The sequence below is a fragment of the Aquidulcibacter paucihalophilus genome (assembly GCA_030285985.1).
Taxonomy (GTDB): Bacteria; Pseudomonadota; Alphaproteobacteria; order Caulobacterales; family Caulobacteraceae; genus Brevundimonas.
In genome coordinates, this window is the sequence record CP127384.1 from 1,367,101 (window position 1) to 1,394,041 (window position 26,941).

Below are 26,941 nucleotides of genomic sequence, written 5' to 3' on the forward strand. Positions count from 1 at the left end.
CGCGGATTCGCCAGTCCTGTCCCGAACGTGCGCCGGATATAGAAGCCCCCACGCCAGAGTCAACTATTCGTGTACCGGGAGTCAGGGGTTGGCATTTCCTAACCGATTGTTAATAGTCGCGCTCGCGAAGGGCTGAGTAGGGGTGCTCGAATGCTGCGAACGGCTGCCGTAGCGACATTGGTTGTCGCGTGTCTGGCTGCGGGCCCGGGTCGGGCCGAAATGAATTCCGTCTTCGGCAATACGGTCTTGTCCCGTTACCCGGATGGCGGCTGGGTCAAGCACTGGTTCAATCCGGACGGCTCCTATGCGGCGCAGTTTTCTGATGGCCGCCGGCTGGCCGCGCGCTGGTCTGTCGCCGGTGAGCAGGTCTGCCTGACCAATATGCGGCCCTATATGCTGATCCCGCGCTTCTGCACCCAGATGGTCGAGGCCGAGGTCGGCCAGACCTGGCAGTCCCGCGATCCGCTGGGCCGCCGGGTCCAGAATGTGCTGGTCGCCGGCCGGAACCCGTAGCCGTCATCTCCCCCACGGGTTGCGAGCGCTCGCTGGACCGGGTGCGGCCGGTAGCGTGCGGGCCTGAAACCTCGGGGGAGGATCTGTGCGTCTGTTCCTGATCGCCCTGACGGCTGCCTTTGCCGTCTGGCTGCCGCGCGCGCCCGCGGTGAGCAGCGAGGTTCCCTATACGCCCCCGGCGACCGCACAGGCGGGCCAGGCCCTGCTGACGATCGAGCCGGGACGCTACGGCTCCATCCAGCACCTCCGGACGCCGCTGCCGCCCGGGGCCATCGCCCTGACCTTCGATGATGGCCCCGGCCCGCTCTACAACAGGCAGGTGCTCGACATCCTCGACGAGCGGGGGATCAAGGCCACCTTCTTCTTCGTCGGCCAGTATGTGCGGGCGAACCCTGAGCAGGTGCGGGAGGTCGTGCGTCGCGGCCATAACGTCGCCAGCCACAGCTGGTCCCATCCGACCTATCTCCGGTACTGGGCCCGCGAGGCCCAGGTCAGCGAAGTGCGCCGGAGTTTTGCGGCACTGGAGGCCGCCCTGGCCGACGCGCCGCCTGAGGAGCGCGCCCGGATCGAGCCGATGTTCCGCTTTCCAGGTCTGGGCGAGGGGGCCTGGATGGCCGACTGGCTGAACCAGCGGGGCGTCATCGTGGTGTCAGCCGAAGCCGGCACCGACGACTGGCGCGGCTATTCCGCGGACTCGATCACCCGCGTCACCCTGAACGCCATGGAGAGCAATCGGGGCGGGGTGCTGATCCTGCACGAGACCCGGCCGCAGATGATCGCCGCCTTGCCGGGCCTGCTCGATGAACTGACCGCGCGCGGCTTCACCTTCGTGCAGATCACCGCCGGGGCGGAAGGGCGCGAACAGGCGCTGGCGGCCGAAGGTGCGGTGCTGATGCTGCGGTGAAGGGGGGCCGGTTCACACCGGCGGGGCCGCGCCATTCCCTGAAATCGATTTCAAAGGGAATGGCGCGAGTGACGGGACTCGAACCCGCGACCTCCGGCGTGACAGGCCGGCACTCTAACCAACTGAGCTACACCCGCGTATTCCCGACGCGAAGCAGTGCTCCGCGGCGAGGGGCGTCGTTTAGGCGGGGGGGCCTCGCACTGTCAAGCGCGTCCGGGAAGGAAATCGACGATCAGCGCTTCGGGACTCCCGGACCCGCCACGGCGGCGGCTTCCGGGGGTGCCACCGGGCCCGTGATGCCGCCGTCCACGGGCAGCTGAACAGCCACCGCAGGCGGGGGCGCAGAATAGTGCACGCCGACGCCCGGCCCCAGCGGCAGATCCAGCGCGACCCAGAGCGCCACCATGCTCAGGCCCGCGATCAGGAAGGCCCCGGCGTAGGGCAGCATCGTCGACATGAGCGAGCCGAGGCCGAATCGCGGATCCCAGCGCTGGGCAAAGGTGAGGATCAGGGGGAAGTAGCTCATCAGCGGGGTGGCGATGTTGGTGACCGAGTCGCCCATGCGGTAGGCGGCCGTGGTCATCTCGGGGCTGATGCCCAGCAGCATGAACATGGGCACCACGATCGGCGCGAGGGCCGACCATTTGGCCGAGGCCGAGCCGACGAACAGGTCGAAGAAGCAGGAGACGAGCACGACGCTGATCAGCAGCAGGGGAGCGGGCATGTTGATCTGGCGCAGCTGCTCGGCGGCGTGAATGGCCAGGATCGGCCCCAGCCCCGACCAGTTGAACATCGCCACGAAATGGGCGGCGAAGAAGACGAGCACGAGATAGGGGGCGAGCTGGACGATGCCCTCGCGCATCATCCGCACGAGATCGCGGTGGCTGGTCACGCTGCGCGCGCCGATGCCGAAGGCCGCGCCCGACATGAAGAAGGTCAGGGCAAAGAAGGCGGCGAGAGACTTGTAGAGCGGGTTGAACCGCTGCGCGGGCTCGGCCTCGGGATCGATGAAGGGCGAGCCGGGCAGGGCGGTGATGAGGGCCCAGACGGCGATCATGGCAAGGATGGTGAGGCCCGCGAAGGCGAGACCGCGCTTCTCGTCGGCGGTCACCACCTGTTTCTCGTCAGCCGTCGCCGGGGGCGCGTCCTTTGAAACCCACGGGCCGAGGCGGGGCTCGATGATCCGGTCGGTGATGAACCAGACGATCGGGGTGAAGACCAGCACGACGCCGACGATGAAGAACCAGTTGCCGGCGATGTTCACGGAATACGACGGATCGATCAGGTGGGCCGCCGGCTCGGTGATGCCCAGCAGCAGCGCGTCCTGGGCGCCGGGGAACAGGTTTCCGGCATAGCCGCCCGAAACCGCTGCGAATCCGGCTGCGAGGCCTGCCAGGGGGTGACGGCCGACGGCGGCGAAGATCACGGCGGCCAAGGGGATAACCACGACATAGGCGGCGTCAGAGGCGTGGTGGGAGACCATGCCGGTGATGACGATGACCGGAGTCAGGATCGCCTTGGGCGCATTCAGCAGGGCGGCGCGGATCGCGGTGGTGAACAGGCCGCTGCGTTCGGCAACCGAGGCGCCGTAGATGATGGTCACCACGATCCCCAGCGGCGGGAAGTCGGTCAGGGTCGAGGGCATGCCGATGATCAGCCGCTCGAGGTTCTCGGGTGCCAGCAGGCTTTTCGCGGCCAGGGTATCGCCTGTCACCGGATTGACCGCCGACCAGCCCAGGCCAGCGCCGACAAGGCTCAGGACGATCAGACCGCCGATCAGCCAGAGGAACAGAAAAACGGGATCGGGCAGTTTGTTGCCGATGCGTTCGATGCCGTTCAGCACCCGACTGCCAATGGTCATGCGTCCCTCCCGGACGGTTCCTGGAACAGCGTGCCATAGGGCGGGAGCGGGGCTCGCGAGGCAAGGCTGGGGGCCTGCGACATGCTGTCCCTGAATCTGCGAACCATTCTCAAGAAAAACCTTTCGTCACATGGGTTTGAACGGGCGCGGTTCCGGGGCTAGAAAGCGCCGAATCCGCCCCTCCCTCTGGCGACGGACAAGGTCCCTTCCGGATGAATGCATTCCTGCTCGAATATCTGCCGATCGTGATCTTCCTCGGGATCGCGGCGGTTCTCGGCGTCGGTTTCATGCTGGCGGCCTGGGTGCTCGCGCCCAAAAACCCGGACAGCGAGAAGCTGTCGGCCTATGAGTGCGGCTTCAACGCCTTCGACGACGCGCGCATGAAGTTCGACGTGCGCTTCTATCTGGTCTCCATCCTCTTCATCATCTTCGACCTTGAGGTCGCCTTCCTGTTCCCGTGGGCGGTGTCGATGTTCGACCTGTCCCGCTCGGGCATGGTGTTCGCCTTCTGGTCGATGATGGTCTTCCTCGGCGTGCTGACCGTCGGGTTCATCTACGAATGGAAGAAGGGCGCGCTCGAATGGGAGTGACGACCAATACCGTCCCGCTGATCGGTGTCGGCAACCAGGGCACCTCGCCCGTGGGGCCGGCGTCCTCACGTCTGGCGACGCCGATGAGCACGACCATGTTCAACACCGGCGCGCGGTCGTCGGTGGAGGGCTATGACCCGGCCATCCACGACAAATTCTTTGAGGCCGTGAACGCCGAGCTGGGTGAGCGCGGTTTCATCACGACCTCGCTGGACGACGTCATCAACTGGGCCCGCACCGGTTCGCTGATGTGGATGACCTTCGGCCTGGCGTGCTGCGCCGTCGAGATGATGCAGGCCTCGATGCCGCGCTTCGACATGGAGCGGTTCGGCATGGCCCCGCGCGCCAGCCCCCGTCAGTCCGACCTGATGATCGTGGCAGGCACCCTGACCAACAAGATGGCTCCGGCCCTGCGCAAGGTCTACGACCAGATGCCGGACCCGCGCTATGTGCTGTCGATGGGCAGCTGCGCCAATGGCGGCGGCTATTATCACTACAGCTACAGCGTCGTTCGCGGCTGCGACCGGGTCGTGCCGGTCGACGTCTATGTGCCCGGCTGTCCGCCGACGGCGGAGGCGCTGCTGTACGGGCTGCTGCAACTGCAGAAGAAGATCCGCCGCACCGGGACGATCGACCGATGAACGCGCTGGCCCGCATCACAGAGATGGAAACGGCGCTCACGCCGCTGGGCGCCGAGATGGTCGGCGCGCTGGGCGTGCAGGCGCAGGTGGCCTTCGGCGAACTGACGCTGATCACGGACCGCGACAGCATCCTTGAGGTGCTGACGGTCCTGAAGGAGCGGTTCGGCTTCCACCAGCTGCTCGACCTGTGCGGCGTCGACTTCCCGGATCGCGAGGAGCGGTTCGAGGTGGTCTATCACCTGCTGTCGATGACCCGGAACGCGCGCGTTCGGGTCAAGCTGACGACCGACGAGGTCCAGCCTGTGCCCAGCGCCGTGGGCGTCTTCCCCTGCGCCGACTGGTTCGAGCGCGAGGCGTTCGACATGTACGGCATGCTGTTCTCGGGTCACCCCGACCTGCGTCGCCTGCTGACCGACTATGGCTTCCAGGGGCATCCGCTCCGCAAGGACTTCCCGATGACCGGGTATGTCGAAGTGCGTTATGACGAGGAGCAGAAGCGGGTTGTGTATGAACCCGTCAAACTGACCCAGGAGTTCCGGAACTTTGATTTCCTGTCGCCCTGGGAAGGTGCCGAATACCCGGCGACCATCCTGCCCGGCGATGAGAAGGCGGGATGATCCATGAAGATGAATCGCGCAGCCATCCGTTCAGCGTCATCCTTCTTTCTGGTGACCTTTTCGACGGCGTTCCTGTTCACGCTCGGGGCACGGCTGACCGGCTGGTTCACGCGGGCCCCAGAGGTGGAGCCGGCGCAACTGCAGTCGCTGGGCGTGGCGATCATGGTCGCCGTGGTCTGTCTGGCGGTCGGGGCAGGCATCCGTCGCCTGTCGGCCGGCGAGCTGCAGAGCGCGCTTCTGGGCGCCTCGGCGGTGCTGCTGTCGACGCCGCTGGCGCTGGCGGTGCTGACCGGCAACTGGGAGATTTCGACTGCAGCCGTTTCGGGCATGGGCTTGTTGACGCTCGCCCTGGGCTGGCTGGTGGCGCTGGCCCGCAAGGGGCGCTCGCACGACGAGGATTCGATTGATGGCTGACGGCCACGCCCCCACCACGCCGATCGGCGCGACCGACATCTTCGATGACGGCCTGACCGACCACGCCCGCGCGCTGGACGACCGCAAATTCACGATCAATTTCGGCCCGCAACACCCGGCTGCGCACGGTGTGCTGCGTCTGGTGCTGGAGCTGGACGGCGAGCTGGTCACGCGCGTCGACCCGCACATCGGCCTGCTGCACCGCGGCACCGAAAAGCTGATGGAGGCCCGCACCTACCTCCAGAACGTGCCCTATCTCGACCGCCTCGACTATGTCGCGCCTATGAACCAGGAGCACGCCTTCTGCCTGGCCATCGAAAAGCTGCTGGGCGTGGATGTGCCGTACCGGGCCCAGCTGATCCGGGTGTTGTACTCCGAGATCGGCCGCATCCTCTCGCACCTGCTGAACGTGACCACCCAGGCCATGGACGTGGGTGCCCTGACGCCGCCGCTGTGGGGCTTCGAGGAACGCGAGAAGCTGATGGTGTTCTACGAGCGCGCCTCGGGCGCCCGTCTGCACGCCAACTATTTCCGGCCCGGCGGCGTCCACCAGGATCTGCCCAACGACCTGGTCGACGACATCGGCCGCTGGTGCCGCGAGTTTCCCGCGGCGCTGAAGGACATCGAGTCCCTCGTCACCGAGAACCGCATCTTCAAGCAGCGCAACGTCGACATCGGCGTGGTGTCGAAGCAGCAGGCGCTGGACTGGGGCTTCACCGGGGTGATGCTGCGCGGTTCTGACATCCCGTGGGACCTGCGCAAGTCGCAGCCCTACGAATGCTACGCCGACCTCGAGTTCGACATCGCCGTCGGCAAGAACGGCGACTGCTGGGACCGTTATCTCTGCCGCATCGAGGAGATGAAGCAGTCGGTGCACATCATGGAGCAGTGCATCCACAAACTGCGCAACTGCCCCGGCGAGCCGGTGATGACCGTGAACAACAAGATCGTCCCGCCGCGGCGCGGTGAGATGAAGCGGTCGATGGAAGCGCTGATCCACCACTTCAAACTCTACACCGAGGGCTTCCGCACGCCCGAGGGCGAGGTCTATGCCTCGGTCGAGGCGCCCAAGGGCGAGTTCGGCATCTATCTGGTCTCGGACGGCACCAACAAACCCTATCGCGTCAAGATCTCGGCCCCGGGCTTCCGCTCGCTGCAGGCCATGGACTGGATGAACCGCGGCCACATGCTGGCGGACGTCTCGGCCATCCTGGGCTCGCTCGACATCGTTTTCGGAGAAGTAGACCGATGAGCGTTCGTCGTCTCGCCAAGGTCCAACCTGCCTCGTTCGCCTTCTCCAAGGCGACGAAGACCAAATGCGACTGGTGGATTGCCAAATACCCGGACGACCGCCGTCAGTCGGCTGTAATCCCGATCCTGTGGCTGGTGCAGAAGCAGGAAGGCTGGGTTTCCGAGCCCGCCATCCGCGCGATCGCCGAGCTGCTGGGCATGCCCTGGATCCGGGTGCTCGAGGTCGCGACCTTCTACACCATGTTCATGCTCGAGCCGGTCGGCTCGGCCGCCCTGATCCAGGTCTGCGGCACCACGCCCTGCATGCTGCGCGGCGCGGGCGAGCTGATGGCGGTCTGCAAGTCGAAGATCGGTCCCAAGGACGTGCTGAGCGCCGACGGCCGCTTCACCTGGCAGGAAGTCGAGTGCCTGGGCGCCTGCGCCAATGCGCCGATGGCCCAGATCAACGACTATTATTTCGAGGACCTGACCGCCGACAGCATGGCGCAGATCATCGACGACTTCGCCGCCGGCAAGAAGCCCAAGCCGGGCAGCCGCGTCGGCCGCACCAGCTCGGAACCGGAGGGCGGGGCCCTGACCCTGACCGATCCGAAGCTTTATGACGGCTCGGCATCCAGGAAGATCAAGAAGCTGCCGAACTCCGATCCGGTGACCGCATGACGCGCCCTGATCTGTCAGACGAGGCGAGGATCGCCGAATACCGCGCCGAGCTGCGGCTGGTCGGCCGCAACCAGCGCCTCGCCGGCTTCGCCCTCGTGGTCGGCGGAGCCATCGCGGTCTGGGCCGCCGGTTACGCCGGCGCCCTCGGGCCGATGGTGCAGTGGGCCGGCTATGCCGCGCTCGCCTTCGGCTGGGCCCTGATGCTGGCCGCCATCTTCCTGCGCACCCGCTATCACCGCCAACGCATGCGGGAGACGAACTGAACCATGGTCGGCATCCTCGAAGACAAGGACCGCATCTTCACCAACCTGTACGGCTTCCATGACTGGACGCTGGAGGGGGCGAAGTCGCGCGGCGCGTGGAACGCGACCAAGGACATGCTCGATCTGGGGCGTGACTGGATCATCACCAACGTCAAGAACTCGGGCCTGCGTGGACGCGGCGGTGCCGGCTTCTCGACCGGGCTGAAGTGGTCCTTCATGCCGAAAGAGGTGAAGGATCGGCCGCACTATCTGGTCGTCAACGCCGACGAGTCCGAACCCGGGACCTGCAAGGACCGGGAGATCATGCGCCATGATCCGCAGCTGCTGATCGAAGGCTGTCTGATCGCCAGCTTCGCGATGCAGGCGCACGCCTGCTACATCTATCTGCGCGGCGAATATGTGCTGGAACGCGAGCGCATGGAGGCGGCGGTCAAGCAGGCCTATGAGGCCAGGCTGATCGGCAAGAACAACGTCCATGGCTGGGATTTCGACGTCTACATCCACCACGGCGCCGGTGCCTACATCTGCGGCGAGGAGACGGCTCTGCTGGAGTCGCTGGAGGGCAAGAAGGGCCAGCCGCGACTGAAGCCGCCGTTCCCGGCCGGCGCGGGCCTGTATGGCTGCCCGACCACGGTGAACAACGTCGAGTCGATCGCGGTGGTGGGCACCATCCTGCGCCGCGGGGCAGAGTGGTTCGCGGGCTTCGGCCGACCGAACAACACCGGCACCAAGATCATGTCGATCAGCGGCCACGTGAACCGGCCGTGCAATGTCGAAGAGGCGATGTCGATCCCGCTGCGTCAGCTGCTGGAAGACCATTGCGGCGGCGTGCGGGGCGGCTGGGACAATCTGAAGGCCATCATCCCGGGCGGCTCGTCGGTGCCGTTGATCACGCGTGAAATGTCCGAAGTCGCGCTGATGGATTTCGACTCCTTGCGCGAAATGCGCTCGGGCCTCGGCACGGCGGCAGTGATCGTCATGGACCAGTCGACCGACCTGGTCCGCGCCATCGCCCGCATCAGCTATTTCTACAAGCATGAGAGCTGCGGCCAGTGCACGCCCTGCCGCGAGGGCACGGGCTGGATGTGGCGCGTTCTGGAACGGATGGCCGTCGGTGAAGCCGACCCGTCCGAGATCGACCTGCTGCTGGAAGTCTCGACCCAGATCGAGGGTCACACCATCTGCGCGCTCGGCGACGCCGCCGCCTGGCCGGTGCAGGGCCTGATCCGCCACTTCCGTCACGAGATCGAGGAGCGCATCTCCTCCTACCGCAGCCGCCGCGCGAATTTCGCCGGCCATGCGATCGCGGCGGAGTAGGGATGCGTCTTCACCCCGCCCTGATCGTGCTCCTGGCGCTGGGGGCCTGCAACGCGCCCGCCGCGCCCGAGGCTGCCGAGAGACCCTCGTCGGGGCCGGAGGCGACGACGTCTGCGCCCGCCGCGCCCACACCCGGGCCATTGATCCGGCCTGCGGCGCTTCTGGAACAGGCCTGCCGTGACCGCGTGTCCGAGCAGTTCGGCCAGGCAGGGACGTCCGTCCGCTATGAGGCGCAGGGCACGGCCCGCGCGACCGTGTCCTGGGCGGCACCCGTGGATGGCGGCGTGTTGAGTTTCGAATGCCGGATGGGCGAGGCCGGTGCGGATCTGTTCCGCGATGGTCAGTCCGTAACCGTGAATGTACCGACGGCGGCCGATGCCGCCGAACAAGAGGCCCGCTGATGCCTATCGCCAAAGTCAACGGCGTCGAAGTCGAGTTCGAGCCCGGGATGACCGTGCTGCAGGTCGCCGAACGCGCCGGCCAGGAGATCCCGCGCTTCTGCTATCACGAGCGACTGTCGATCGCCGGCAACTGCCGCATGTGCCTGGTCGAGGTGAAGCCCGGACCGCCGAAGCCGCAGGCGTCGTGCGCCCTGCCGGCCGCCGAGGGCCAGGAGATCTTCACCGACACGCCGATGGTCAGGAAAGCGCGCGAAGGGGTGATGGAGTTCCTGCTCATCAACCACCCGCTGGACTGCCCGATCTGCGACCAGGGCGGCGAGTGCGACCTGCAGGACCAGGCCATGGGCTATGGCCGCGACGGTTCCCGCTATGCGGAGAACAAGCGCGCGGTCGAAGAAAAGAACATGGGTCCGACCATCAAGACCTTCATGACGCGGTGCATCCAGTGCACCCGCTGCGTGCGGTTCGTGACGGAAGTGGCGGGCGTGCCGGACATCGGCATGATCTCGCGCGGCGAGGACGCCGAGATCACGACCTATCTGGAGAAGGCGGTCGACAGCGAACTGTCGGGCAACGTCAACGACCTGTGCCCCGTCGGCGCCCTGACCCACCGGCCGTGGCAGTACCACTACCGCCCGTGGGAGTTGAAGAAGACCGAGACCATCGACGTCATGGACGCCCTGGGCTCGAACATCCGCGCCGACGCCAAGGGTGCCGAGGTGATGCGCATCCTGCCGCGCGTCAACGAGGGCATCAACGAGGAGTGGCTGTCGGATATCAGCCGCTACGCCGTTGACGGTCTGCAGCGCCAGCGGCTGGACAAGCCCTATGTGCGCGAGAACGGCAAGCTGCGCGCCGCGTCGTGGGACGAGGCCCTGGGTCTCGTGGCGGCGAAGCTCAACGCCGCAGCTGCGGACCGGATCGGCCTGATCGCGGGCGATCTGCAGGACGCGGAATCGATGAAGGCGGCGCTGGACCTGTTCCGCGCCCTGGGATCGGCCAACACTGACTGCCGTCAGGACGGCTCGGCGCTCGGCCATGGTCCGCGCGAAGGCTGGCTGTTCAACTCGGGTCTGGCCGGCGTCGAGAATGCCGACGCCGTGCTGATCGTGGGCGCCAATCCGCGCACCGAGGCACCGCTGCTGAACGCCCGCCTGCGCAAGGCGTGGCTGAACGGCAAGATGGAAATCGGCCTGATCGGCGAACAGGCCAACCTGACCTTTGACTACAACTGGCTCGGTGCCGGCTCGAAGACCCTCGCCAAGCTGCCCAAGGCGGCGATGGACTTCCTGACCAGGGCCGAGCGGCCGGCGATCATCGTCGGCGCGGGCGCGGTGTCGGGCGCGGACGGCGCGGCCGTTCTGAATGCGCTGGGCGCGCTGGCGAAAAAGGTCGGCGTGGTCGCGGATGGCTGGAACGGCTTCAACGTTCTGCACAGCGCAGCGTCGCGCGTCGCCGGCCTCGACATGGGCCTCGTCCCGGGCGAGGGCGGCAAGTCGGCGGCGGAGATGGCGGCCAAGGGCGCGCTGGACGTGCTGTTCCTGCTCGGTGCCGACGAGATCGATCTGTCGAAGTCGAAGGCCTTCCGCGTCTATCTGGGCAGCCACGGCGATCGCGGCGCGCACGGCGCGGACGTGATCCTGCCGGGTGCGGCCTATACCGAGAAGTCCGGCCTGTATGTGAACACTGAGGGCCGGGTGCAGTTGGCCGAACGCGTCGTCTTCCCCAAGGGGCAGGCGAAAGAGGACTGGGCCATCCTGCGCGCCCTGTCGGCGATGGTCGGCCAGACCCTGCCTTACGACACGCTCGACGCCCTGCGCTCGAAACTGATGGCGGATCAGCCGACCTTTGGTCGAATTGACTACCTGCCGGCACCCGCGTCGTTTGACGTGGCTTCGCTCGGCAAGAAGGGCGACCTCGGCGACACGGCCTTCCTTTCGGCTGTGCGCGACCCCTATCTGAACAACCCGATCACGCGCGCCAGCGTGACCATGGCCGAGCTGTCCGCCCTGCGGATCGCCCCGGTCGCGATGGCGGCGGAGTAAGGCGCGATGGACTTCTGGACCACTCCTCTCGGCTGGACCCTCGCCACGGCGGGCGGCATCCTGCTCGTCACCGTCGGCATCCTGATCTCGCTGGCCTTCCTGCTGCTGGCCGACCGGAAGATCTGGGCCGGCGTGCAGATGCGCAAAGGGCCAAACGTCGTCGGGCCGTTCGGCCTGCTGCAGTCGTTCGCCGACTTCTTCAAATTCGTCCTGAAGGAAATCATCGTGCCGGCCGGTGCCGACAAGGTGGTCTTCCTGCTGGCACCGCTGCTTACCTTCATCCTGGCCTTCATCGCCTGGGCGGCCATTCCGTTCGCGCCGGGCTGGGTGATCTCCGACCTGAATGTCGGCATCCTGTACATCTTCGCGATCAGCTCGCTGGGCGTGTACGGCATCATCATGGGCGGCTGGGCTTCGAACTCGAAGTATCCGTTCCTCGGCTCGCTGCGGTCCGCGGCGCAGATGGTGTCCTATGAGGTCTCCATCGGTCTGGTGATCATCAACGTCATCCTGCTGGCCGGGTCGATGAACCTGACCTCGATCGTCACGCAGCAGCAGGGCATGTTCTGGAACTGGTTCGCCTTCGGCGGCGGGGCCGGGACCTGGCCGACCATCGCGGTGATGTTCCCGATGGCGATCATCTTCTTCGTCTCGGCCCTGGCCGAGACCAACCGTCCGCCGTTCGACCTGCCCGAGGCGGAGTCCGAGCTCGTGGCCGGCTACCAGGTTGAATACAGCTCGACCCCGTACCTGCTGTTCATGATCGGCGAATACGCCAACATCGTCTTCATGTGCGCCATGATCACCCTGCTGTTCTTCGGCGGGTGGAATCCGGGCGTGCCGCAGGACTGGCTGGACATGCTGCCGGGCTGGCTGGAGCAGGCGATCTATCTGGTCACCTTCCTCGGCAAGACCGTGTTCTGGTTCTGCATGATCGCCCTGGTGAAGGCCTTTGTGCCCCGCTACCGCTATGACCAGCTGATGCGCCTGGGCTGGAAGATCTTCCTGCCGACCTCGCTGGTCTGCGTCGTTGTGGTCGCCGCCTGGCGCGTGTTCGCGGTGGGCTCATGATCCGCGCGCTTGTCCTGCCCGGCCTGGTCCTGTCGGCAGTGGCCGTGGGCGGTTGCACCTGGCGGTATGACCCGCGGGTGGAAGAGACGACCTCGGTCGGCACGCTCGAGCGGGCGGAACGCGCGCGCACGGCGGCGGACCGCATGCACCCCGCCTGCCGCGACGGCCGCACGGACCGCGATCAGCAGCCGGAAGGTTGCGACGTTGTGGTGAGGCGGGACTGATGCGTCGTACCCTGACCCTCATCCTGGCCGCCGCATCGCTGTCGGCCTGCGCCCCTTACGAGCCTGAGCCGGTGTCACCGTATCAGTGGCAACAGCGCCAGGAGCGCATCCAGCGGCAGGAGGCCGAGCGCCTGCGCCGCTGCGAGACCATGGACCAACAGAGCGAGCGATACGCCCGCGAGTGCGCCCGCACCGGAGCCAGCCAGTAATGTTCAACCGTATCGTCCAGGCCGCGAAGGGCGCGCTTCTGATCGACGCCGTCGGCGCGATCGGCCTGTCGCTGAAATACATGGCCCGTCCCAAGGCCACGGTGAACTATCCGTTCGAGCGCAATCCGCAGTCGCCGCGCTTCCGCGGGGAGCACGCCCTGCGTCGCTATGCGAACGGCGAGGAACGCTGCATCGCCTGCAAGCTGTGCGAGGCGATCTGCCCCGCCCAGGCCATCACCATCGAGGCCGAACCGCGCGCCGACGGCAGCCGCCGCACGACCCGCTACGACATCGACATGGTCAAATGCATCTACTGCGGACTGTGCGCCGAGGCCTGCCCGGTGGACGCCATCGTCGAAGGCCCGAACTCGGAGTTCACGGTCGAGACGCGGGAAGAGCTGCTCTACGACAAGGACCGGCTGCTCGCCAACGGCGACCGCTGGGAACGACTGATCGCGAAGAATCTGGAACTCGACGCGCCTTACCGTTAAGGCGCAGACGCTGAACAGGACGGCGATTCCGAACGGGGTCGTCCTCCACTAACCGAAAGGGGCCGAGGCCTCCGATGTTGCAAGGCATTGCCTTCTATCTGCTGGCCACGGTGGCCGTGCTGGGCGGCCTCATGGTCGTCACGGCGAAGAACCCCGTGCACAGCGTGCTGTGGCTGATCCTGGCCTTCTTCTCGTCGGCGGGACTCTTCGTCCTGCTCGGCGCGGAGTTCCTGGCGATGCTGCTGGTGGTCGTCTACGTCGGCGCCGTCGCGGTGCTGTTCCTGTTCGTCGTCATGATGCTGGACGTTGACTTCGTGCGGCTGCGTGAGGGCTATGCCCGCTATCTGCCGCTGGCGGCCATCGTCGCGGGGATACTGCTGGCCGAGATGATCATGATCTCGCTGGCCGTGGTCAGCGGCGGTGCCGCCGCCGATGCGGCCGGGCCGGTCGCGGCCACGCCGGACATGACCAATGTCGAGGCTATCGGGCGTGTTCTGTACACGGACTATGTCTACATCTTCCAGGCGGCGGGGATCGTGCTGCTGATCGCCATGATCGGCGCCATCGTCCTGACCCTGCGCCACAAGCCCAACATCAAGCGCCAGAACGTCGCCCGCCAGGTCGGCCGTGACGCGAAGACGGCCATGGAGGTCAAGTCCGTGACCACCGGCGCCGGCGTGACTCCCGAGGATCTGGTCTGATGGAAATCACCCTGCAGCACTATCTGGCGGTGGCCGCCATCCTCTTCACCATCGGTGTCTTCGGCATCTTCGTGAACCGCAAGAACGTCATCATCATCCTGATGTCGATCGAGCTGATCCTGCTGGCCGTGAACATCAATTTCGTCGCCTTCTCGGCCTACCTCAACGACGTGCAGGGGCAGATCATGGCCATGTTCGTCCTGACCGTGGCCGCGGCCGAGGCCGCCGTCGGCCTGGCCATTCTGGTGACCTTCTTCCGCAACCGCGGCGACATCGCGGTTGACGACGCCTCCGTGATGAAGGGCTGACCGTGGATCTCGTTCTTCTCGTCACCCTCGGCGTCTTCGCTCCGCTGCTCGGCGCGGCCATCGTCGGCCTGAGCGGCCGGCGGCTTGGCGACCTGGTGTCCAAATCGATCACCACGGGCCTGTTGTTCTTCTCGTGCGCCGTGGCCTGGATCGTGTTCAGCCAATGGACCTGGGGCGGGCTTGAGGCCTTCACGGTCGAGCTGTTCCCCTTCATCAACGTCGGCGATTTCCAGTCGGTCTGGTCAATCCGCATCGACGCCCTTTCGGCGGTCATGCTGGTCGTGGTCACCAGCGTGTCCTCGCTCGTCCACCTCTATTCTTGGGGGTATATGGCCGAGGATCCCGACAAGCCGCGGTTCTTCGCCTACCTCTCCCTGTTCACCTTCGCCATGCTGGCGCTGGTCACCGCCGCCGACTTCATGCAGCTGTTCTTCGGCTGGGAAGGGGTGGGGCTGGCGTCCTATCTGCTGATCGGCTTCTGGTACAAGAAGTCGACCGCCAGCGCCGCCGCCATCAAGGCCTTCGTGGTCAACCGGGTCGGCGACTTCGGCTTCGCCCTGGGCATCCTGACCGTGTTCTGGATGTTCGGCACGATCCAGTTCGCCGAACTGTTCCCGATGATCGCCGCCAAGGCCGGAACGGGCTGGGTCTTCCTCGGCCATAACTGGTCAGCGCTCGACCTCGCGGGTGCCCTGCTGTTCGTCGGTGCCATGGGCAAGTCGGCCCAGTTCTTCCTGCACACCTGGCTGCCCGACGCCATGGAGGGCCCGACCCCGGTGTCGGCCCTGATCCACGCAGCCACCATGGTCACCGCGGGCGTCTACATGGTCTGCCTGCTGTCGCCGATCTATGAGTACGCCCCGGTCGCCTCGGCCATCATCGCCCTGACCGGCGCGGTCACCGCCCTGTTCGCGGCGACGGTCGGTCTGGCCCAGAACGACATCAAGCGGGTCATCGCCTATTCGACCTGTTCGCAGCTCGGCTACATGTTCTTCGCGGCGGGCGTCGGCGCCTATCAGGCGGCCATGTTCCACCTGTTCACCCACGCCTTCTTCAAGGCCCTGCTGTTCCTCGGTGCCGGCTCAGTGATCCACGGCATGCATCACGAGCAGGACATGCGGAAGATGGGCGGGCTGTGGAAGCTGCTGCCGGTCACCTATGCGGTGATGACCATCGGCACCATCGCCATCACCGGCCTGGGCATTCCCGGCGTCGGCGGTCTGGCGGGCTTCTATTCCAAGGACTCCATCATCGAGAGCGCCTTCGCCTCGTTCACCAGCGGCCATTCGGCCATGGGCCTGTTCGCCTTCTTCGTCGGCATTCTCGCGGCCGGCCTGACCGCCTACTACTCCTGGCGTCTGGTGTTCATGACCTTCCACAACACGCCGGTGTGGAAGGACGCGCATCACGATGATCACGCCCACGACGACCACGCCTCGCACGCCCAGCTGGAAACCCATGCCGAGCCGATCGCGGACGATCATGCGCATGACGACCACGCCCACCACGGCCCGCTGAAGCCGCATGAGAGCCCGCTTGTGATGCTGGTTCCGCTGCTGCTGCTCTCGGTCGGTGCCATTGCCGCCGGCTTCGTCTTCGCGCCCTGGTTCATCGGGGATCACGAGCATGGCTTCTGGCGCGGCGCGATCTTCGTGGCCGAGACCAACCACGTCCTGCACGAGAGCCACTCCGTGCCGACCTGGGTGAAGTGGTCGCCGCTGATCCTGACGCTGATCGGGACGTTCGCCGCCTTCTGGCTCTATGTGATGAAGGAAGGCATGGCGCGCCGCATGGCCGACCGGGGCGGCGTCGTGCACGCCTTCCTCTACAACAAATGGTATTTCGACGAGCTGTATGACGTCGTGTTCGTGAAGGGCGCGCGGGCGGTCGGTGACCTGTTCTGGAAGGTCGGCGACGTGAAGATCATCGACGGGGGCGGGCCCAACGGCATGGCCTGGCTGTCGCGGAAATTCGCGGGCGGTCTCGCCCGGTTCCAGTCCGGCTATGTCTATTTCTACGCCTTCGTGATGTTGCTCGGTCTCGCCGGCTTCCTCGCCTTCGCCATCTATACGTGGGGAGCCTGATCTTGCCCCAGATCCCCTATATTCTCAGCGTCGTCACCTTCCTGCCGCTGGTCGGCGCGGGCCTGATCCTGCTGGCGCGGCTGCTCAACAAGTCCGGTGCGGACAGCGCGGCGCGCTGGATCGCCCTGGCGACCACGCTCGTTACCCTGGGCGTCTCGGCCGTGCTCGTCGCGACCTTCGATCCGTCCAGCGCCGCCTATCAGTTCGTCGAGCGGTTCGTCTGGTTCGTGGGCGCCGAATACCACATGGGCGTGGACGGGATTTCGATCCTGTTCGTCCTGCTCACGGCCTTCCTGATGCCGATCTGCATCCTCGCCAGCTGGAACACGATCAAGGACCGGGTGGTCGACTACATGATCGCCTTCCTGGTGCTGGAGACGCTGGTCATCGGGGTGTTCACCTCGCTGGACCTGTTCCTGTTCTACATCTTCTTCGAAGGCACCCTGGTGCCGATGTTCATCATCATCGGCGTGTGGGGCGGGGCGAACCGGATCTACGCCTCGTACAAATTCTTCCTCTACACACTGCTGGGGTCGGTGCTGATGCTGCTGGCCATGCTGTGGATGGCGGCCGAGACCGGCACCACCAGCATTCCGGCGCTCAAGGAATACGCCTTCTCCGCCGAGGCGCAGCCGCTGCTCTGGCTGGCCTTCTTCGCCTCGTTCGCGGTCAAGATGCCGATGTGGCCCGTGCACACCTGGTTGCCCGACGCCCACGTTCAGGCACCGACGGCGGGCTCGGTCATACTGGCCGGCATCCTGCTGAAGCTGGGCGGCTACGGCTTCCTGCTGTTCAACCTGCCCATGTTCCCGCAGGCGTCGCAGATGTTCGCGCCGCTGGTCTTCACCCTCTCGGTGATCGCCATCGTCTACACCTCGCTGGTCGCCTTCCGTCAGACGGACATGAAGAAGCTGATCGCCTATTCGTCCGTGGCCCACATGGGCTTCGTCACCATGGGCATCTTCGCCGGCAACGATCAGGGCGTGCAGGGCGCGGTCTTCCAGATGCTGAGCCACGGCCTGATCTCGGGCGCGCTCTTCCTCTGCGTCGGCGTGGTCTATGACCGGATGCACACCCGCGAGATCGCCCTGTACGGCGGTCTGACCGCGCGCATGCCCTGGTTCGCGGCGATCTTCATGCTGTTCACCATGGCCAACGTCGGCCTGCCGGGCACCTCGGGTTTCATCGGCGAGATCCTGACCATGGTCGGCATCTATGAGGTCTCGACCTGGACGGCGCTGTTCGCCGCCTCGGGCGTGATCTTCTCGGCGGTCTATGCGCTGACGCTGTACCGGAACGTCATGTTCGGCGAGATCACCAATCCGGCGATGAAGGCCATCACCGACGTCGACAAGCGCGAACTGCTGATCTTCGCCCCGCTGATCATCGGCACCCTGTGGCTGGGCGTTCAGCCCGGTCTGGTGCTGGATTACACCGCCGCCTCGGTCGAGGCCCTGACGACTGCCTATCGCGCCGCGATCGGCGGGTGAGACGATGATGCCTGACCTGATCTCCGCCCTTCACCTCTCGGCCCCGGAAGCGACCCTCGCGGTCGGCGGACTGGTGCTGCTGATGCTCGGCGCCTTCATGGGCGAGAAGAGCGTGCGTCTGATCTCGGCCCTGTCGGTCGGGTTGCTCGTCGCCGCGACGGCCGTGACCGTGACCGGTCCGCTGGGGCAGGCCTTCAACGGTGCCTATGTGGCCGATCCGCTGGCCGTCTACGGCAAGGCCCTGATCTTCCTGTCCAGCGCCGTGGCCATCGTGCTGGGCGACGGCTGGATGCGCCGCGCAAGGATCGCGAAATTCGAATATCCGGTCCTGATCGTGCTGGCCTCGGCCGGCATGGGGATGATGGCCTCGTCCGGGGACCTGATCTCCCTCTATGTCGGGATCGAACTGCATTCGCTGGCCCTCTATGTGCTGGCCGCCTACCACCGCGATGACCTGAAGGCCTCCGAGGCGGGGCTGAAGTATTTCGTGCTGGGTGCCCTGTCGTCCGGCCTGCTGCTGTACGGTGCCAGCCTGATTTACGGCTTCACCGGCTCGATGCGGTTTGACGAGATCGCCGCCTACGCCGCTGCGAACCAATCGACGGGTCTGATCTTCGGCCTGGTCTTCCTGATCTGCGGCCTGGCCTTCAAGGTCTCGGCCGCGCCGTTCCACATGTGGACGCCGGACGTCTACGAGGGCGCGCCGACGCCGGTCGTGGCCCTGTTCGCCACCGCCCCCAAGGTCGCGGCCATGGTGCTGATCGCCCGCACGCTGGAAGGCGCTTTCGCCGGCTCGCACGATCAGTGGGCCCAGGTGCTGATCCTGATCTCGCTGATCTCGTTCGCGGTCGGGGCCTTCGGTGGCCTGGTGCAGAAGGACCTGCAGCGGCTGTTGGCCTATTCGTCGATCGCCAACATCGGCTACGCCCTGCTGGGTATCGCCGCCGGGACCACGGCGGGCGTGCAGGCCATGCTGGTGTTCATGACCCTGTATGTCATCGACCAGTTCGGCTTCTTCGCCATCCTGCTATCGCTGTCGCGGGGCGGGAAGCCGATCCGCAAGATCGCCGATCTGGCGGGCCTGCGGAAGGACAAGCCGGTGACGGCCATCGCCCTGACCGTGCTGTCGCTGTCGGTGCTGGGCATGCCGCCGCTGGCGGGCTTCTGGGCCAAATTCTATGTCTTCGGCGCCGCCGCCGATGCCGGCTACTGGATGGTCGGTGCGGCCGGTCTGGTGGCCTCGGTCGTGGCCGGCTTCTACTATCTGCGCATCATCAAACTGATGTGGTTCGATCCGACGCCCGAGGGCGTGGGGCCGACGGATGCGTCGCCGGTCGAGGCACGGACCATCGCCTGGGCCTCGGCGGCCTTCTCCTTCCCGCTGGTGATCGTGGCCATCGGCTGGATCGACCATTTCGCCGGCATCGCTGCGACCGGTTTCGGAGCCGGGTAGGGGCGGATGCCCGCCGCGCCCATCCTGCTGCTCGACCAGACCGACTCGACCAATGCGGACGCCCGCCGGCGCGCGGACGCCGGCGAGACCGGCCCGTTGTGGATCGTCGCCCGGCGTCAGACCGAGGGCCGGGGACGGCGTGGGCGGCAATGGGAAAGCCAGGACGGCAACCTGTTTTCCACCCTGTTGCAATTGACCCGAAAATCGCCCGCCGAAGCGGCGCAGGTGACGTTCGTGGCCGCCCTGGCGATCGCGGATCTGCTGGATGCGTATGCGCCGCCGTCGCTGGTGACGATCAAATGGCCGAATGACGTGATGCTGGCCGGTCAGAAGGCCTCGGGCGTGCTTGTTGAGTCCGGGGCGCATGAGAGTGGCGGCCTGTGGCTGGCGGTCGGCATCGGCGTGAACCTGGCCCACGCGCCGGAGGGGACAGAGCGGCCGGCGACGGCGCTGGTCCACCATCTCCGTGGAGACGTGACGGCACCGCCGACGGTCGAGGCCGCGGCCGCGATGCTGGCCGGGGCCTTTAATGTCTGGATGACGCGCTGGGAGACGCTGGGGTTCGAGCCGATCCTCGATGCCTGGCGGGCGCGGACGGCCGGGCTGGACGGGCCGGCGGTGGCGCGGCTGGGCCGCGAGACGGTCGAGGGCATCGCCGAGGGCGTGGCGCCCGACGGCGCGCTGAAATTGAGGCTGGCGGACGGGAGCCTGCGGCTGATCTCCGCCGGCGACGTCTTCTTCGGGGAGGCTGCGTGATGCTTCTGGCGATCGAGCAGGGCAATACGAACACACTGTTCGCGGTCCATGACGGCAGCGACTGGATCGCCCAGTGGCGCACGGCCACGGAAAGCAGCCGTACGGCGGACGAGTATGCCGTCTGGCTGAGCCAGCTTCTGGCCATGCACGGGCTGGCGATCAGCCAACTCGATGGCTGCATCATCTCCAGCGTGGTGCCGCAGTCGATCTTCAACCTGCGCAACCTGTCGCGCCGCTATCTGTCGGTCGAGCCGCTGGTCATCGGCGACAATGTCGAGCTGGGCATGACCGCGCGGATCACCAAGCCGAGCGAGGCGGGAGCCGACCGGCTGGTCAACGCCATCGGGGCGCATCTGGTCTATCCGGGCGATCTGATCGTGATCGACAGCGGCACGGCTACGACCTTCGACGTCATCGCCGCCGATGGAGCCTTCGAGGGCGGTGCTATCGCCCCCGGCATCAATCTGAGCCTGCAGGCCCTGCATGAGGCGGCGGCCATGCTGCCGCGCATCGCCATCCAGCGGCCGGAGCAGGTGATCGGCAAGGACACCGTCTCCAATATGCAGTCCGGCGTCTTCTGGGGCTATGTCGCCCTGATCGAGGGCATGGTCGCGCGCATCAAGGCGGAGTGGGGAAAACCCATGACCGTGATTGGAACGGGCGGCGTGGCCAGCCTGTTTGAAGGCGCAACAACATCAATCGACCGGTTCGATCCGGACCTGACTATCCGCGGCCTCCTCGAAATCTGGCGGCGGAACACCCATCTAAAGGACGCATGAAAAAGAAAACCAACGACGAACTCGTCTTCCTGCCGCTGGGCGGCTCGGGCGAGATCGGGATGAATCTGAATCTGTACGGCTATGGCCCCGAAGCGAACCGCGAGTGGCTCGTGGTCGATGTGGGCGTGACCTTCGGCGACCTGTCGACGCCCGGCGTCGATGTGATCGTGCCCGACCCCGCCTTCCTTGAAGGCGAGACCATCCGCGGCATCGTCCTGACCCACGCGCACGAGGACCATATCGGTGCCCTCGGCTGGCTGTGGTCGCGCATGAAGGCCCCGCTGTACGCCACGCCGTTCACCGCCTTCCTGATCCGCGAGAAGCTGCGCGAGGCGGGCATCCTGGACCAGGTCAAGCTGATCGAGGTGCCGCTGGGTGGGACCATCGACCTGGGGCCGTTCCAGGTGACGATGGTGACCATGACCCATTCGATCGCCGAGCCGAACGGTCTGGCGATCAAGACGCCTCTGGGCACGGTGCTGCACACGGGCGACTGGAAGATCGACGACGATCCGATCATCGGCGAGGTCACCGACTCCGCCGCCATCAGCCGCCTCGGCGACGAGGGCGTGCTGGCGATGGTGTGCGACTCCACCAATGTCTTCGTCGAGGGATCGGCGGGGTCAGAGGGCGGGGTCCGCAACGCCCTGATCGAGCTGATCGGCGGGCTGAAGGGCCGGATCGCGGTCGGGTGCTTCGCCTCGAACGTCGCGCGCATGGACAGCGTCATCCGCGCCGCCGAGGCCGCCGGACGACGCGTGTCGCTGGCCGGACGGTCGATGCACCGCATCACCTCCGCAGCCAAACACGTCGGCATGCTGAACGACGTCAAGCCGTTCCTGACCGACGAAGAGGCCCGCGTCTGGCCGGCCGACCAGATCCTGTATCTGTGCACCGGCAGCCAGGGCGAGGCCCGCGCGGCCCTGTCGCGGGTGGCCGAGGGCACCCACCCCTACATCAAGCTCAGCAAGGGCGATCACTGCATCTTCTCGTCGCGGGTCATCCCCGGCAATGAGCTGTCGATCGGCCGGCTGCAGGACAAGCTCGCCGACCGTGGGGTGCGGCTCTACACCGAGCGCGACCACCCCGGCATCCACGTCTCCGGCCACCCGTGCCGTGAGGAACTGCGCCAGATGTACGCCTGGGCGCGGCCGAAGATCGCCGTGCCGACCCACGGCATGCGCCGCCACCTGGCCGAGCACGCGAATCTCGCGAAGGACGTGGGCGTCGCCGAGACGGTAACCCCCCGCAACGGCGACATGGTGCGTCTGGCCCCCGGGCCCGCCGCGATCATCGACGAGGTCCCCAACGGCCGGCTCTATGTCGACGGCGGCCGTCTGGTCACGGAACAGGGCGAGGCCCTGCACGAGCGTCGCCACGCCTCGACCAATGGCGTGCTGATCGTCAGCTTCGCCATGGACAAGCGCGGCAAGATTGTCAGCGACATCGACGTCCGGGCCATCGGCCTGCCGGGCGATGCGGAATCGCCTTTGGGCGACGCGCTGGACGATCTGGCGGAGCGCGCCGAACAGGCGGTGATGAAGCTGAAGGGCGCGGCGCTGGAGGATGAAATGGTCATCGAACAGGCCGTCTCACGCGCGCTGAAGAAGGCCAGCCAGCAGATCTGGGACCGCCGGCCAATCGTCGAGACCATCATTCTGCGGCTGTGACTTAGGCAGTCAGGCCTTTGAACCGAAGGCGGGGCTTCCTATAAGAAGCCGAATCCCCCGCCCAAGGTCCCGCCATGCCCGACGCCCCGCCCGAGTTCCTGTACAAACGCGTCCTGCTGAAGGTGTCGGGCGAGGTGCTGATGGGCGACCAGTCCTATGGCATCGACATGAAGACCGTCGCGGGCGTCGCCCAGGCGGTGGCCGACGTTGCGCGCGAGGGCGTCGAGATCTGCCTGGTTATCGGCGGCGGCAATATCTTCCGCGGGCTGAGCAAGGCCGCGGGCGACATGGAGCGGGCCACGGCCGACTATATGGGCATGCTCGCCACGGTGATGAACGCCCTGGCCATGCAGGCGGCGCTGGAGAAGATCGGCGTCCAGACCCGGGTGCAGAGCGCCCTGACCATGAATGCGGTGGCCGAGCCCTATGTGCGCCGTCGCGCCCTGCGTCATCTCGAAAAGGGTCGGGTGGTGATCTTCGCCGCCGGCGTGGGCGCGCCCTTCTTCACGACCGACTCGGGCGCGGCTCTGCGGGCCGCGGAAATGGGCTGCGACGCGCTGCTGAAGGGCACCAGTGTGGACGGCGTCTATACGGCCGATCCCAAGAAGGATGCGACCGCCACCCGCTACGAGACCCTGACCTATCACGATGTGCTGGCCAAGGACCTGAAGGTCATGGACGCCTCGGCCATCGCCCTGATGCGTGACTCGGGCATTCCGATCGTGGTGTTCTCGATCCGCGAGAACAATTCGCTGCGCCGGACGCTGACGGGGGAGGGGACCTTTACGGTCATCTCTTCCAAGCCAGCCGCCTGAGCCGCCAAAGACAAGAAAACGCGAGAGAAACGACCATGGCCAAGCCCGATCTCAAGACCTACCGCGACCGCATGGACAAGTCCGTGTCCGCCCTGAAAGAAGAGTTCAACGGCCTGCGCACCGGCCGCGCCAACGTCGGCCTGCTGGATCCCGTGCAGGTGCAGGCCTATGGCTCGAACGCGCCCCTGAACTCGGTCGCCGCCATCAGCGTGCCCGAGCCGCGGATGATCTCGGTCAACGTCTGGGACAAGTCGATGGTCGGCCCGGTCGAGAAGGCCATCCGCGCCGCTGGCCTGGGTCTGAACCCGATCGTCGATGGCCAGACCCTGCGCATCCCCGTGCCGCCGCTGACCGAGGAGCGCCGCAAGGACCTCGCCAAGCTGGCCGGCAAATACACCGAGCAGCAGAAGATCGCCGTCCGCAACGTCCGCCGCGACGCCAATGAGGATCTCAAGAAGGCCGAGAAGGCCGGCGAGATCAGCCAGGACGAACAGAAGAAGATGGAGACCGAGGTCCAGAAGGACACGGACGCGGCCATCAAGCGCATCGACGAGGCCTTGAGGGCCAAGGAAGTTGAGATCATGCAGGTTTGACGGCGCGAATTGCCGTAGGATACGCCCCGCATGCTCGCCGAGCCCTTTCATTCCGCGCCGACTGACGGCCCGCGACACGTCGCCCTGATCATGGACGGCAATGGACGCTGGGCCGAGGCGCGTGGACTGCCGCGCGCCATGGGCCACCGCGAGGGCGTGCAGGCGCTGAAGCGCACGGTCGAGGCCGCACCCCGGTTCGGCATCCGCTGCCTGACCGTGTTCGGCTTTTCGACCGAGAACTGGAGCCGGCCGGCGGATGAGGTGTCCGACCTGATGGGCCTTGTCCGATCCTATGTCTCCAGCGACCTGAAACGGCTGGAGCGGGCGGGCGTTCGGGTCCGGGTGCTGGGGCGTCGCGCGGGCCTGCCCGCCGACATCGTCGCCATCATCGAGCGGGCCGAGGCGAGCACGGCGCACAATGAGAAATTCCTGCTCCAGGTCGCCTTCAACTATGGCGGCCGGGCCGACATCGTCGATGCAGCGCGGCGGCATGTCGAGGCCGTGCTGGCCGGACAGGCGACGGGGCCGCTGGACGAGGAGACCCTGGGCCAGGGCCTGTCGACCGCGGGCGCCCCGCCGGTCGATGTCATCGTCCGCACCTCCGGCGAGCAGCGGCTGTCGAACTTCCTCCTGTGGGAGGCCGCCTATGCCGAGCTGGTCTATCAGGACATCCTCTGGCCCGACTACGGAGCCGAGGGTCTGGCGGACGTAACCGAACAATACCGCAATCGGGATCGCCGCTTCGGCGGCCGGACGGCGCCCTCCGAAGCGGCCACGCCCGCCCTCGCGGCCGGCTGATGGCGGTCAGGGTCCGCGACATCGTTCTCAGGGCGGCATCCGCGATCGTGCTGGCACCCGCCGCGGTGCTGGCCATCTGGGCCGGCGGTCTGTGGTTCCTCGCCCTCATGCTGCTGGCCTGCGCCCTGCTGGCCGTCGAATGGGCGATGATGAGCGCGGCCAGGGCCTGGCGGGTGATGGCGGGGGCTGTGGCCTTCGGCCTCGTCGCCGGCGTCGTGGCGGCGCACGCCGGGCAGTTGTCCCTCGCCCTCGTGATGCTGGTCTTCGGTGCTGTGTCGGCGGGCCTGTTCGCGCGCAACCGCGGGCAGGAGGCGCTGGATGCCGCCTACGGGGTTCTGTACCTCGGCTGGCCGGCGGTGCTCCTGATCTGGCTGCGCGACGTCGACACGGCCAGCGGACTGGCCTGGACGGTCTCGGCCTTCCTCATCGCCTGGGCGTCCGACATCATGGCCTATCTGGTCGGCAGCCTGGTCGGCGGGCCCAAGCTGTGGCCGCGCTTTTCGCCCAACAAGACCTGGTCCGGCTTCATCGGGGGCCTTGCCGCAGGAACCGCCGCGGGCGCGGCGCTAGGCGCCTTCCTCGACATGGGCCTCGGCCCGTACTGGGGCGCGGCCCTGGGGCTGGCGGCGGCGCTGGCGACCATGGCCGGCGACCTCTGGGAGTCGGCCTTGAAGCGGCGTTATGGCGTCAAGGACGCCGGCAAGCTGATCCCGGGCCACGGCGGCCTGCTCGACCGGGTGGACGGGCTGATGTTCGCGGTCGTGGTGGTGGCCTGCGGGCGGCTCATCGTCGGCCTGACGGGCGGCACCGCATGATCCGGCGGCGGGTGACGGTGCTGGGCGCGACCGGCTCGGTCGGCTGTTCGACACTGGATCTGATGGATCAGGCCGAGACGGCCGGCACCGGTGCTTTCGAGGTCGAGGCCCTGACCGGCGGTGCCAATATCGCGCGGCTGGCCGAGCAGGCCCGGCGCTGGAAGCCAAAACTGGCGGTCACCGCCGATCCGGCCCGACTGGACGAACTGCGGGCGGCGCTGGCCGGAACGGGCGTGGAGGCCGCCGCCGGTGATCAGGCGGTCATCGACGCCGCGGCCCGGCCCGTCGACTGGATCATGGCCGCCATTGTCGGGGCGGCGGGCCTGCGCTCGGCCTGGGCGGCCGCGGCGACCGGCGCGACCCTGGCCCTGGCCAACAAGGAAAGTCTGGTCTGCTGCGGCCCTGCGCTGATCGAGCGGGTCAAGCGGTCGGGCGGCCGGCTGTTGCCGGTGGATTCCGAACACTCCGCCATTCACCAGGTCTTTCCCCATGAAGCGCCGGACCGTGTCGCGAGGCTGGTCCTGACAGCGTCGGGCGGCCCGTTCCGCAAGACGCCGCTCGAGGCGCTGAAGTCGATCACACCGGAACAGGCCGTCGCCCATCCGAACTGGAGCATGGGGGCCAAGATCTCGGTCGACAGCGCGACCATGGCCAACAAGGGGCTGGAGGCGATCGAGGCGGCCTATCTGTTCGACATGCCGGCCGAGCGTATCGGCGTGGTGGTGCACCCCGAATCCATCATCCACAGCATGGTGGAGTATGTCGACGGCTCGACCCTGGCCCAGATGGGGCCGCCGGATATGAAGACTCCGATCGCCTATGCGCTGGCCTGGCCGGACCGGATCGCCTGGAACGCCCCGCGTCTGGACCTCGCCGCCCTGGGCCAACTGACATTCGAGGCCCCGGACGACGAGCGGTTCCCGGCCCTGAAACTCGCGCGACAGGCGTTACAGGCGGGCGGCGCCGCGCCCATCGTGTTCAATGCGGCGAACGAGGTTGCGGCCCTGGCCTTCCTTGACCGTCGACTGGGCTTTCTCAATATTGCCGCAGTCGTCGCCGACACCTTGTCGCGCGTGACGGCCAAGGGGGTAGATTCCGGTTCCGAAAGCGCCTGCGACGCGGCCCTGGCCGTGGATGCGCAGGCTCGACGGGTGGCGGAATCGATCATCCACGGCATCGCGGCAGCGGCCTGAATGGCGAAGGGACC

The 26,941-nt window shown here is 66.7% G+C and carries 30 protein-coding genes and 1 tRNA gene; 29 read left to right on the forward strand and 2 right to left on the reverse strand.

Going from position 1 to position 26,941, the window contains the following annotated elements; genetic code table 11:
* Positions 1-219: 219 nt before the first annotated feature.
* Both KB221_06725 and KB221_06730 read left to right on the forward strand, forming a co-directional pair.
* Positions 220-513, forward strand: coding sequence for a hypothetical protein (locus KB221_06725; protein ID WIY70709.1), 294 nt, complete (start codon positions 220-222; stop codon positions 511-513).
* 85 nt (positions 514-598) lie between these two features.
* A complete protein-coding gene (locus tag KB221_06730) occupies positions 599-1,417 on the forward strand; it encodes a polysaccharide deacetylase family protein (protein ID WIY70710.1) in 819 nt (272 codons plus the stop codon).
* A 60-nt stretch (positions 1,418-1,477) separates the two neighbouring features.
* Here KB221_06730 and KB221_06735 read toward each other — a convergent pair.
* Both KB221_06735 and KB221_06740 read right to left on the reverse strand, forming a co-directional pair.
* Positions 1,478-1,554, reverse strand: a tRNA-Asp gene (locus tag KB221_06735).
* Between the two features lie 95 nt (positions 1,555-1,649).
* On the reverse strand, positions 1,650-3,278 hold the full coding sequence (locus KB221_06740; GenBank protein ID WIY70711.1) for an AbgT family transporter: 1,629 nt from the start codon (positions 3,276-3,278) through the stop codon (positions 1,650-1,652).
* Positions 3,279-3,490: 212 nt separating this feature from the next.
* Here KB221_06740 and KB221_06745 point away from each other — a divergent pair, with 212 nt between their 5' ends.
* The 27 genes from KB221_06745 (at position 3,491) to dxr (ending at position 26,927) form a co-directional block, all read left to right on the forward strand.
* On the forward strand, positions 3,491-3,868 hold the full coding sequence (locus KB221_06745; protein ID WIY70712.1) for an NADH-quinone oxidoreductase subunit A: 378 nt from the start codon (positions 3,491-3,493) through the stop codon (positions 3,866-3,868).
* 83 nt (positions 3,869-3,951) lie between these two features.
* On the forward strand, positions 3,952-4,509 hold the full coding sequence (locus tag KB221_06750) for an NADH-quinone oxidoreductase subunit B family protein (protein WIY70880.1): 558 nt from the start codon (positions 3,952-3,954) through the stop codon (positions 4,507-4,509).
* A gap of 23 nt (positions 4,510-4,532) precedes the next feature.
* On the forward strand, positions 4,533-5,126 hold the full coding sequence (locus KB221_06755; GenBank protein WIY70881.1) for an NADH-quinone oxidoreductase subunit C: 594 nt from the start codon (positions 4,533-4,535) through the stop codon (positions 5,124-5,126).
* 3 nt (positions 5,127-5,129) lie between these two features.
* Positions 5,130-5,540: a hypothetical protein gene (locus KB221_06760; GenBank protein ID WIY70713.1), complete on the forward strand. Its 411-nt coding sequence runs from the start codon at positions 5,130-5,132 to the stop codon at positions 5,538-5,540.
* Positions 5,533-6,792, forward strand: a complete 1,260-nt coding sequence (locus KB221_06765; GenBank protein ID WIY70714.1) for an NADH-quinone oxidoreductase subunit D — start codon at positions 5,533-5,535, stop codon at positions 6,790-6,792. The genes KB221_06760 and KB221_06765 overlap by 8 nt, the downstream gene beginning before the upstream one ends.
* Positions 6,789-7,451, forward strand: a complete 663-nt coding sequence (gene nuoE / locus KB221_06770; GenBank protein WIY70715.1) for an NADH-quinone oxidoreductase subunit NuoE — start codon at positions 6,789-6,791, stop codon at positions 7,449-7,451. Before KB221_06765 ends, nuoE begins: the two co-directional genes overlap by 4 nt.
* On the forward strand, positions 7,448-7,714 hold the full coding sequence (locus KB221_06775; GenBank protein ID WIY70716.1) for a hypothetical protein: 267 nt from the start codon (positions 7,448-7,450) through the stop codon (positions 7,712-7,714). Before nuoE ends, KB221_06775 begins: the two co-directional genes overlap by 4 nt.
* A gap of 3 nt (positions 7,715-7,717) precedes the next feature.
* Complete coding sequence (gene nuoF, locus KB221_06780; GenBank protein WIY70717.1) at positions 7,718-9,031, forward strand: NADH-quinone oxidoreductase subunit NuoF; 1,314 nt, start codon at positions 7,718-7,720, stop codon at positions 9,029-9,031.
* Between the two features lie 2 nt (positions 9,032-9,033).
* On the forward strand, positions 9,034-9,432 hold the full coding sequence (locus KB221_06785) for a hypothetical protein (protein WIY70718.1): 399 nt from the start codon (positions 9,034-9,036) through the stop codon (positions 9,430-9,432).
* Entirely contained in the window at positions 9,432-11,477 is a 2,046-nt protein-coding gene (gene nuoG / locus KB221_06790) for an NADH-quinone oxidoreductase subunit NuoG (GenBank protein ID WIY70719.1), read from the forward strand. Before KB221_06785 ends, nuoG begins: the two co-directional genes overlap by 1 nt.
* Before the next feature lie 6 nt (positions 11,478-11,483).
* On the forward strand, positions 11,484-12,548 hold the full coding sequence (gene nuoH, locus KB221_06795; protein WIY70720.1) for an NADH-quinone oxidoreductase subunit NuoH: 1,065 nt from the start codon (positions 11,484-11,486) through the stop codon (positions 12,546-12,548).
* Positions 12,545-12,772, forward strand: a complete 228-nt coding sequence (locus KB221_06800) for a hypothetical protein (protein WIY70721.1) — start codon at positions 12,545-12,547, stop codon at positions 12,770-12,772. Before nuoH ends, KB221_06800 begins: the two co-directional genes overlap by 4 nt.
* On the forward strand, positions 12,772-12,981 hold the full coding sequence (locus KB221_06805; GenBank protein WIY70722.1) for a hypothetical protein: 210 nt from the start codon (positions 12,772-12,774) through the stop codon (positions 12,979-12,981). Before KB221_06800 ends, KB221_06805 begins: the two co-directional genes overlap by 1 nt.
* Complete coding sequence (nuoI, locus tag KB221_06810) at positions 12,981-13,472, forward strand: NADH-quinone oxidoreductase subunit NuoI (GenBank protein WIY70723.1); 492 nt, start codon at positions 12,981-12,983, stop codon at positions 13,470-13,472. Before KB221_06805 ends, nuoI begins: the two co-directional genes overlap by 1 nt.
* Before the next feature lie 74 nt (positions 13,473-13,546).
* The gene (locus KB221_06815) at positions 13,547-14,173 is read left to right on the forward strand and encodes an NADH-quinone oxidoreductase subunit J (GenBank protein ID WIY70724.1); all 627 of its coding nucleotides are present in this window, start codon (positions 13,547-13,549) and stop codon (positions 14,171-14,173) included.
* Complete coding sequence (nuoK, locus tag KB221_06820; protein ID WIY70725.1) at positions 14,173-14,481, forward strand: NADH-quinone oxidoreductase subunit NuoK; 309 nt, start codon at positions 14,173-14,175, stop codon at positions 14,479-14,481. Before KB221_06815 ends, nuoK begins: the two co-directional genes overlap by 1 nt.
* 2 nt (positions 14,482-14,483) lie before the next feature.
* Positions 14,484-16,565: an NADH-quinone oxidoreductase subunit L gene (nuoL, locus tag KB221_06825; protein WIY70726.1), complete on the forward strand. Its 2,082-nt coding sequence runs from the start codon at positions 14,484-14,486 to the stop codon at positions 16,563-16,565.
* 11 nt (positions 16,566-16,576) lie between these two features.
* Positions 16,577-18,055 carry an NADH-quinone oxidoreductase subunit M gene (locus KB221_06830; protein ID WIY70882.1) on the forward strand — a complete coding sequence of 493 codons (1,479 nt, stop codon included), beginning with the start codon at positions 16,577-16,579 and terminating at the stop codon, positions 18,053-18,055.
* Positions 18,056-18,062: 7 nt separating this feature from the next.
* A complete protein-coding gene (gene nuoN / locus KB221_06835; protein WIY70727.1) occupies positions 18,063-19,508 on the forward strand; it encodes an NADH-quinone oxidoreductase subunit NuoN in 1,446 nt (481 codons plus the stop codon).
* A 6-nt stretch (positions 19,509-19,514) separates the two neighbouring features.
* Positions 19,515-20,264 carry a biotin--[acetyl-CoA-carboxylase] ligase gene (locus tag KB221_06840; protein WIY70728.1) on the forward strand — a complete coding sequence of 250 codons (750 nt, stop codon included), beginning with the start codon at positions 19,515-19,517 and terminating at the stop codon, positions 20,262-20,264.
* Positions 20,261-21,043, forward strand: a complete 783-nt coding sequence (locus KB221_06845; GenBank protein ID WIY70729.1) for a type III pantothenate kinase — start codon at positions 20,261-20,263, stop codon at positions 21,041-21,043. Before KB221_06840 ends, KB221_06845 begins: the two co-directional genes overlap by 4 nt.
* Positions 21,040-22,713 (forward strand): ribonuclease J, encoded by a 1,674-nt coding sequence (locus tag KB221_06850; GenBank protein WIY70730.1) that lies wholly within the window; start codon positions 21,040-21,042, stop codon positions 22,711-22,713. The genes KB221_06845 and KB221_06850 overlap by 4 nt, the downstream gene beginning before the upstream one ends.
* Before the next feature lie 74 nt (positions 22,714-22,787).
* The gene (gene pyrH / locus KB221_06855; protein WIY70731.1) at positions 22,788-23,528 is read left to right on the forward strand and encodes a UMP kinase; all 741 of its coding nucleotides are present in this window, start codon (positions 22,788-22,790) and stop codon (positions 23,526-23,528) included.
* Between the two features lie 35 nt (positions 23,529-23,563).
* Positions 23,564-24,121, forward strand: a complete 558-nt coding sequence (frr, locus tag KB221_06860) for a ribosome recycling factor (protein WIY70732.1) — start codon at positions 23,564-23,566, stop codon at positions 24,119-24,121.
* A gap of 30 nt (positions 24,122-24,151) precedes the next feature.
* Positions 24,152-24,919 carry a polyprenyl diphosphate synthase gene (uppS, locus tag KB221_06865; protein WIY70733.1) on the forward strand — a complete coding sequence of 256 codons (768 nt, stop codon included), beginning with the start codon at positions 24,152-24,154 and terminating at the stop codon, positions 24,917-24,919.
* Positions 24,919-25,734 carry a phosphatidate cytidylyltransferase gene (locus tag KB221_06870; protein WIY70734.1) on the forward strand — a complete coding sequence of 272 codons (816 nt, stop codon included), beginning with the start codon at positions 24,919-24,921 and terminating at the stop codon, positions 25,732-25,734. Before uppS ends, KB221_06870 begins: the two co-directional genes overlap by 1 nt.
* On the forward strand, positions 25,731-26,927 hold the full coding sequence (dxr, locus tag KB221_06875) for a 1-deoxy-D-xylulose-5-phosphate reductoisomerase (GenBank protein ID WIY70735.1): 1,197 nt from the start codon (positions 25,731-25,733) through the stop codon (positions 26,925-26,927). The genes KB221_06870 and dxr overlap by 4 nt, the downstream gene beginning before the upstream one ends.
* The last annotated feature ends 14 nt before the right edge of the window (positions 26,928-26,941 follow it).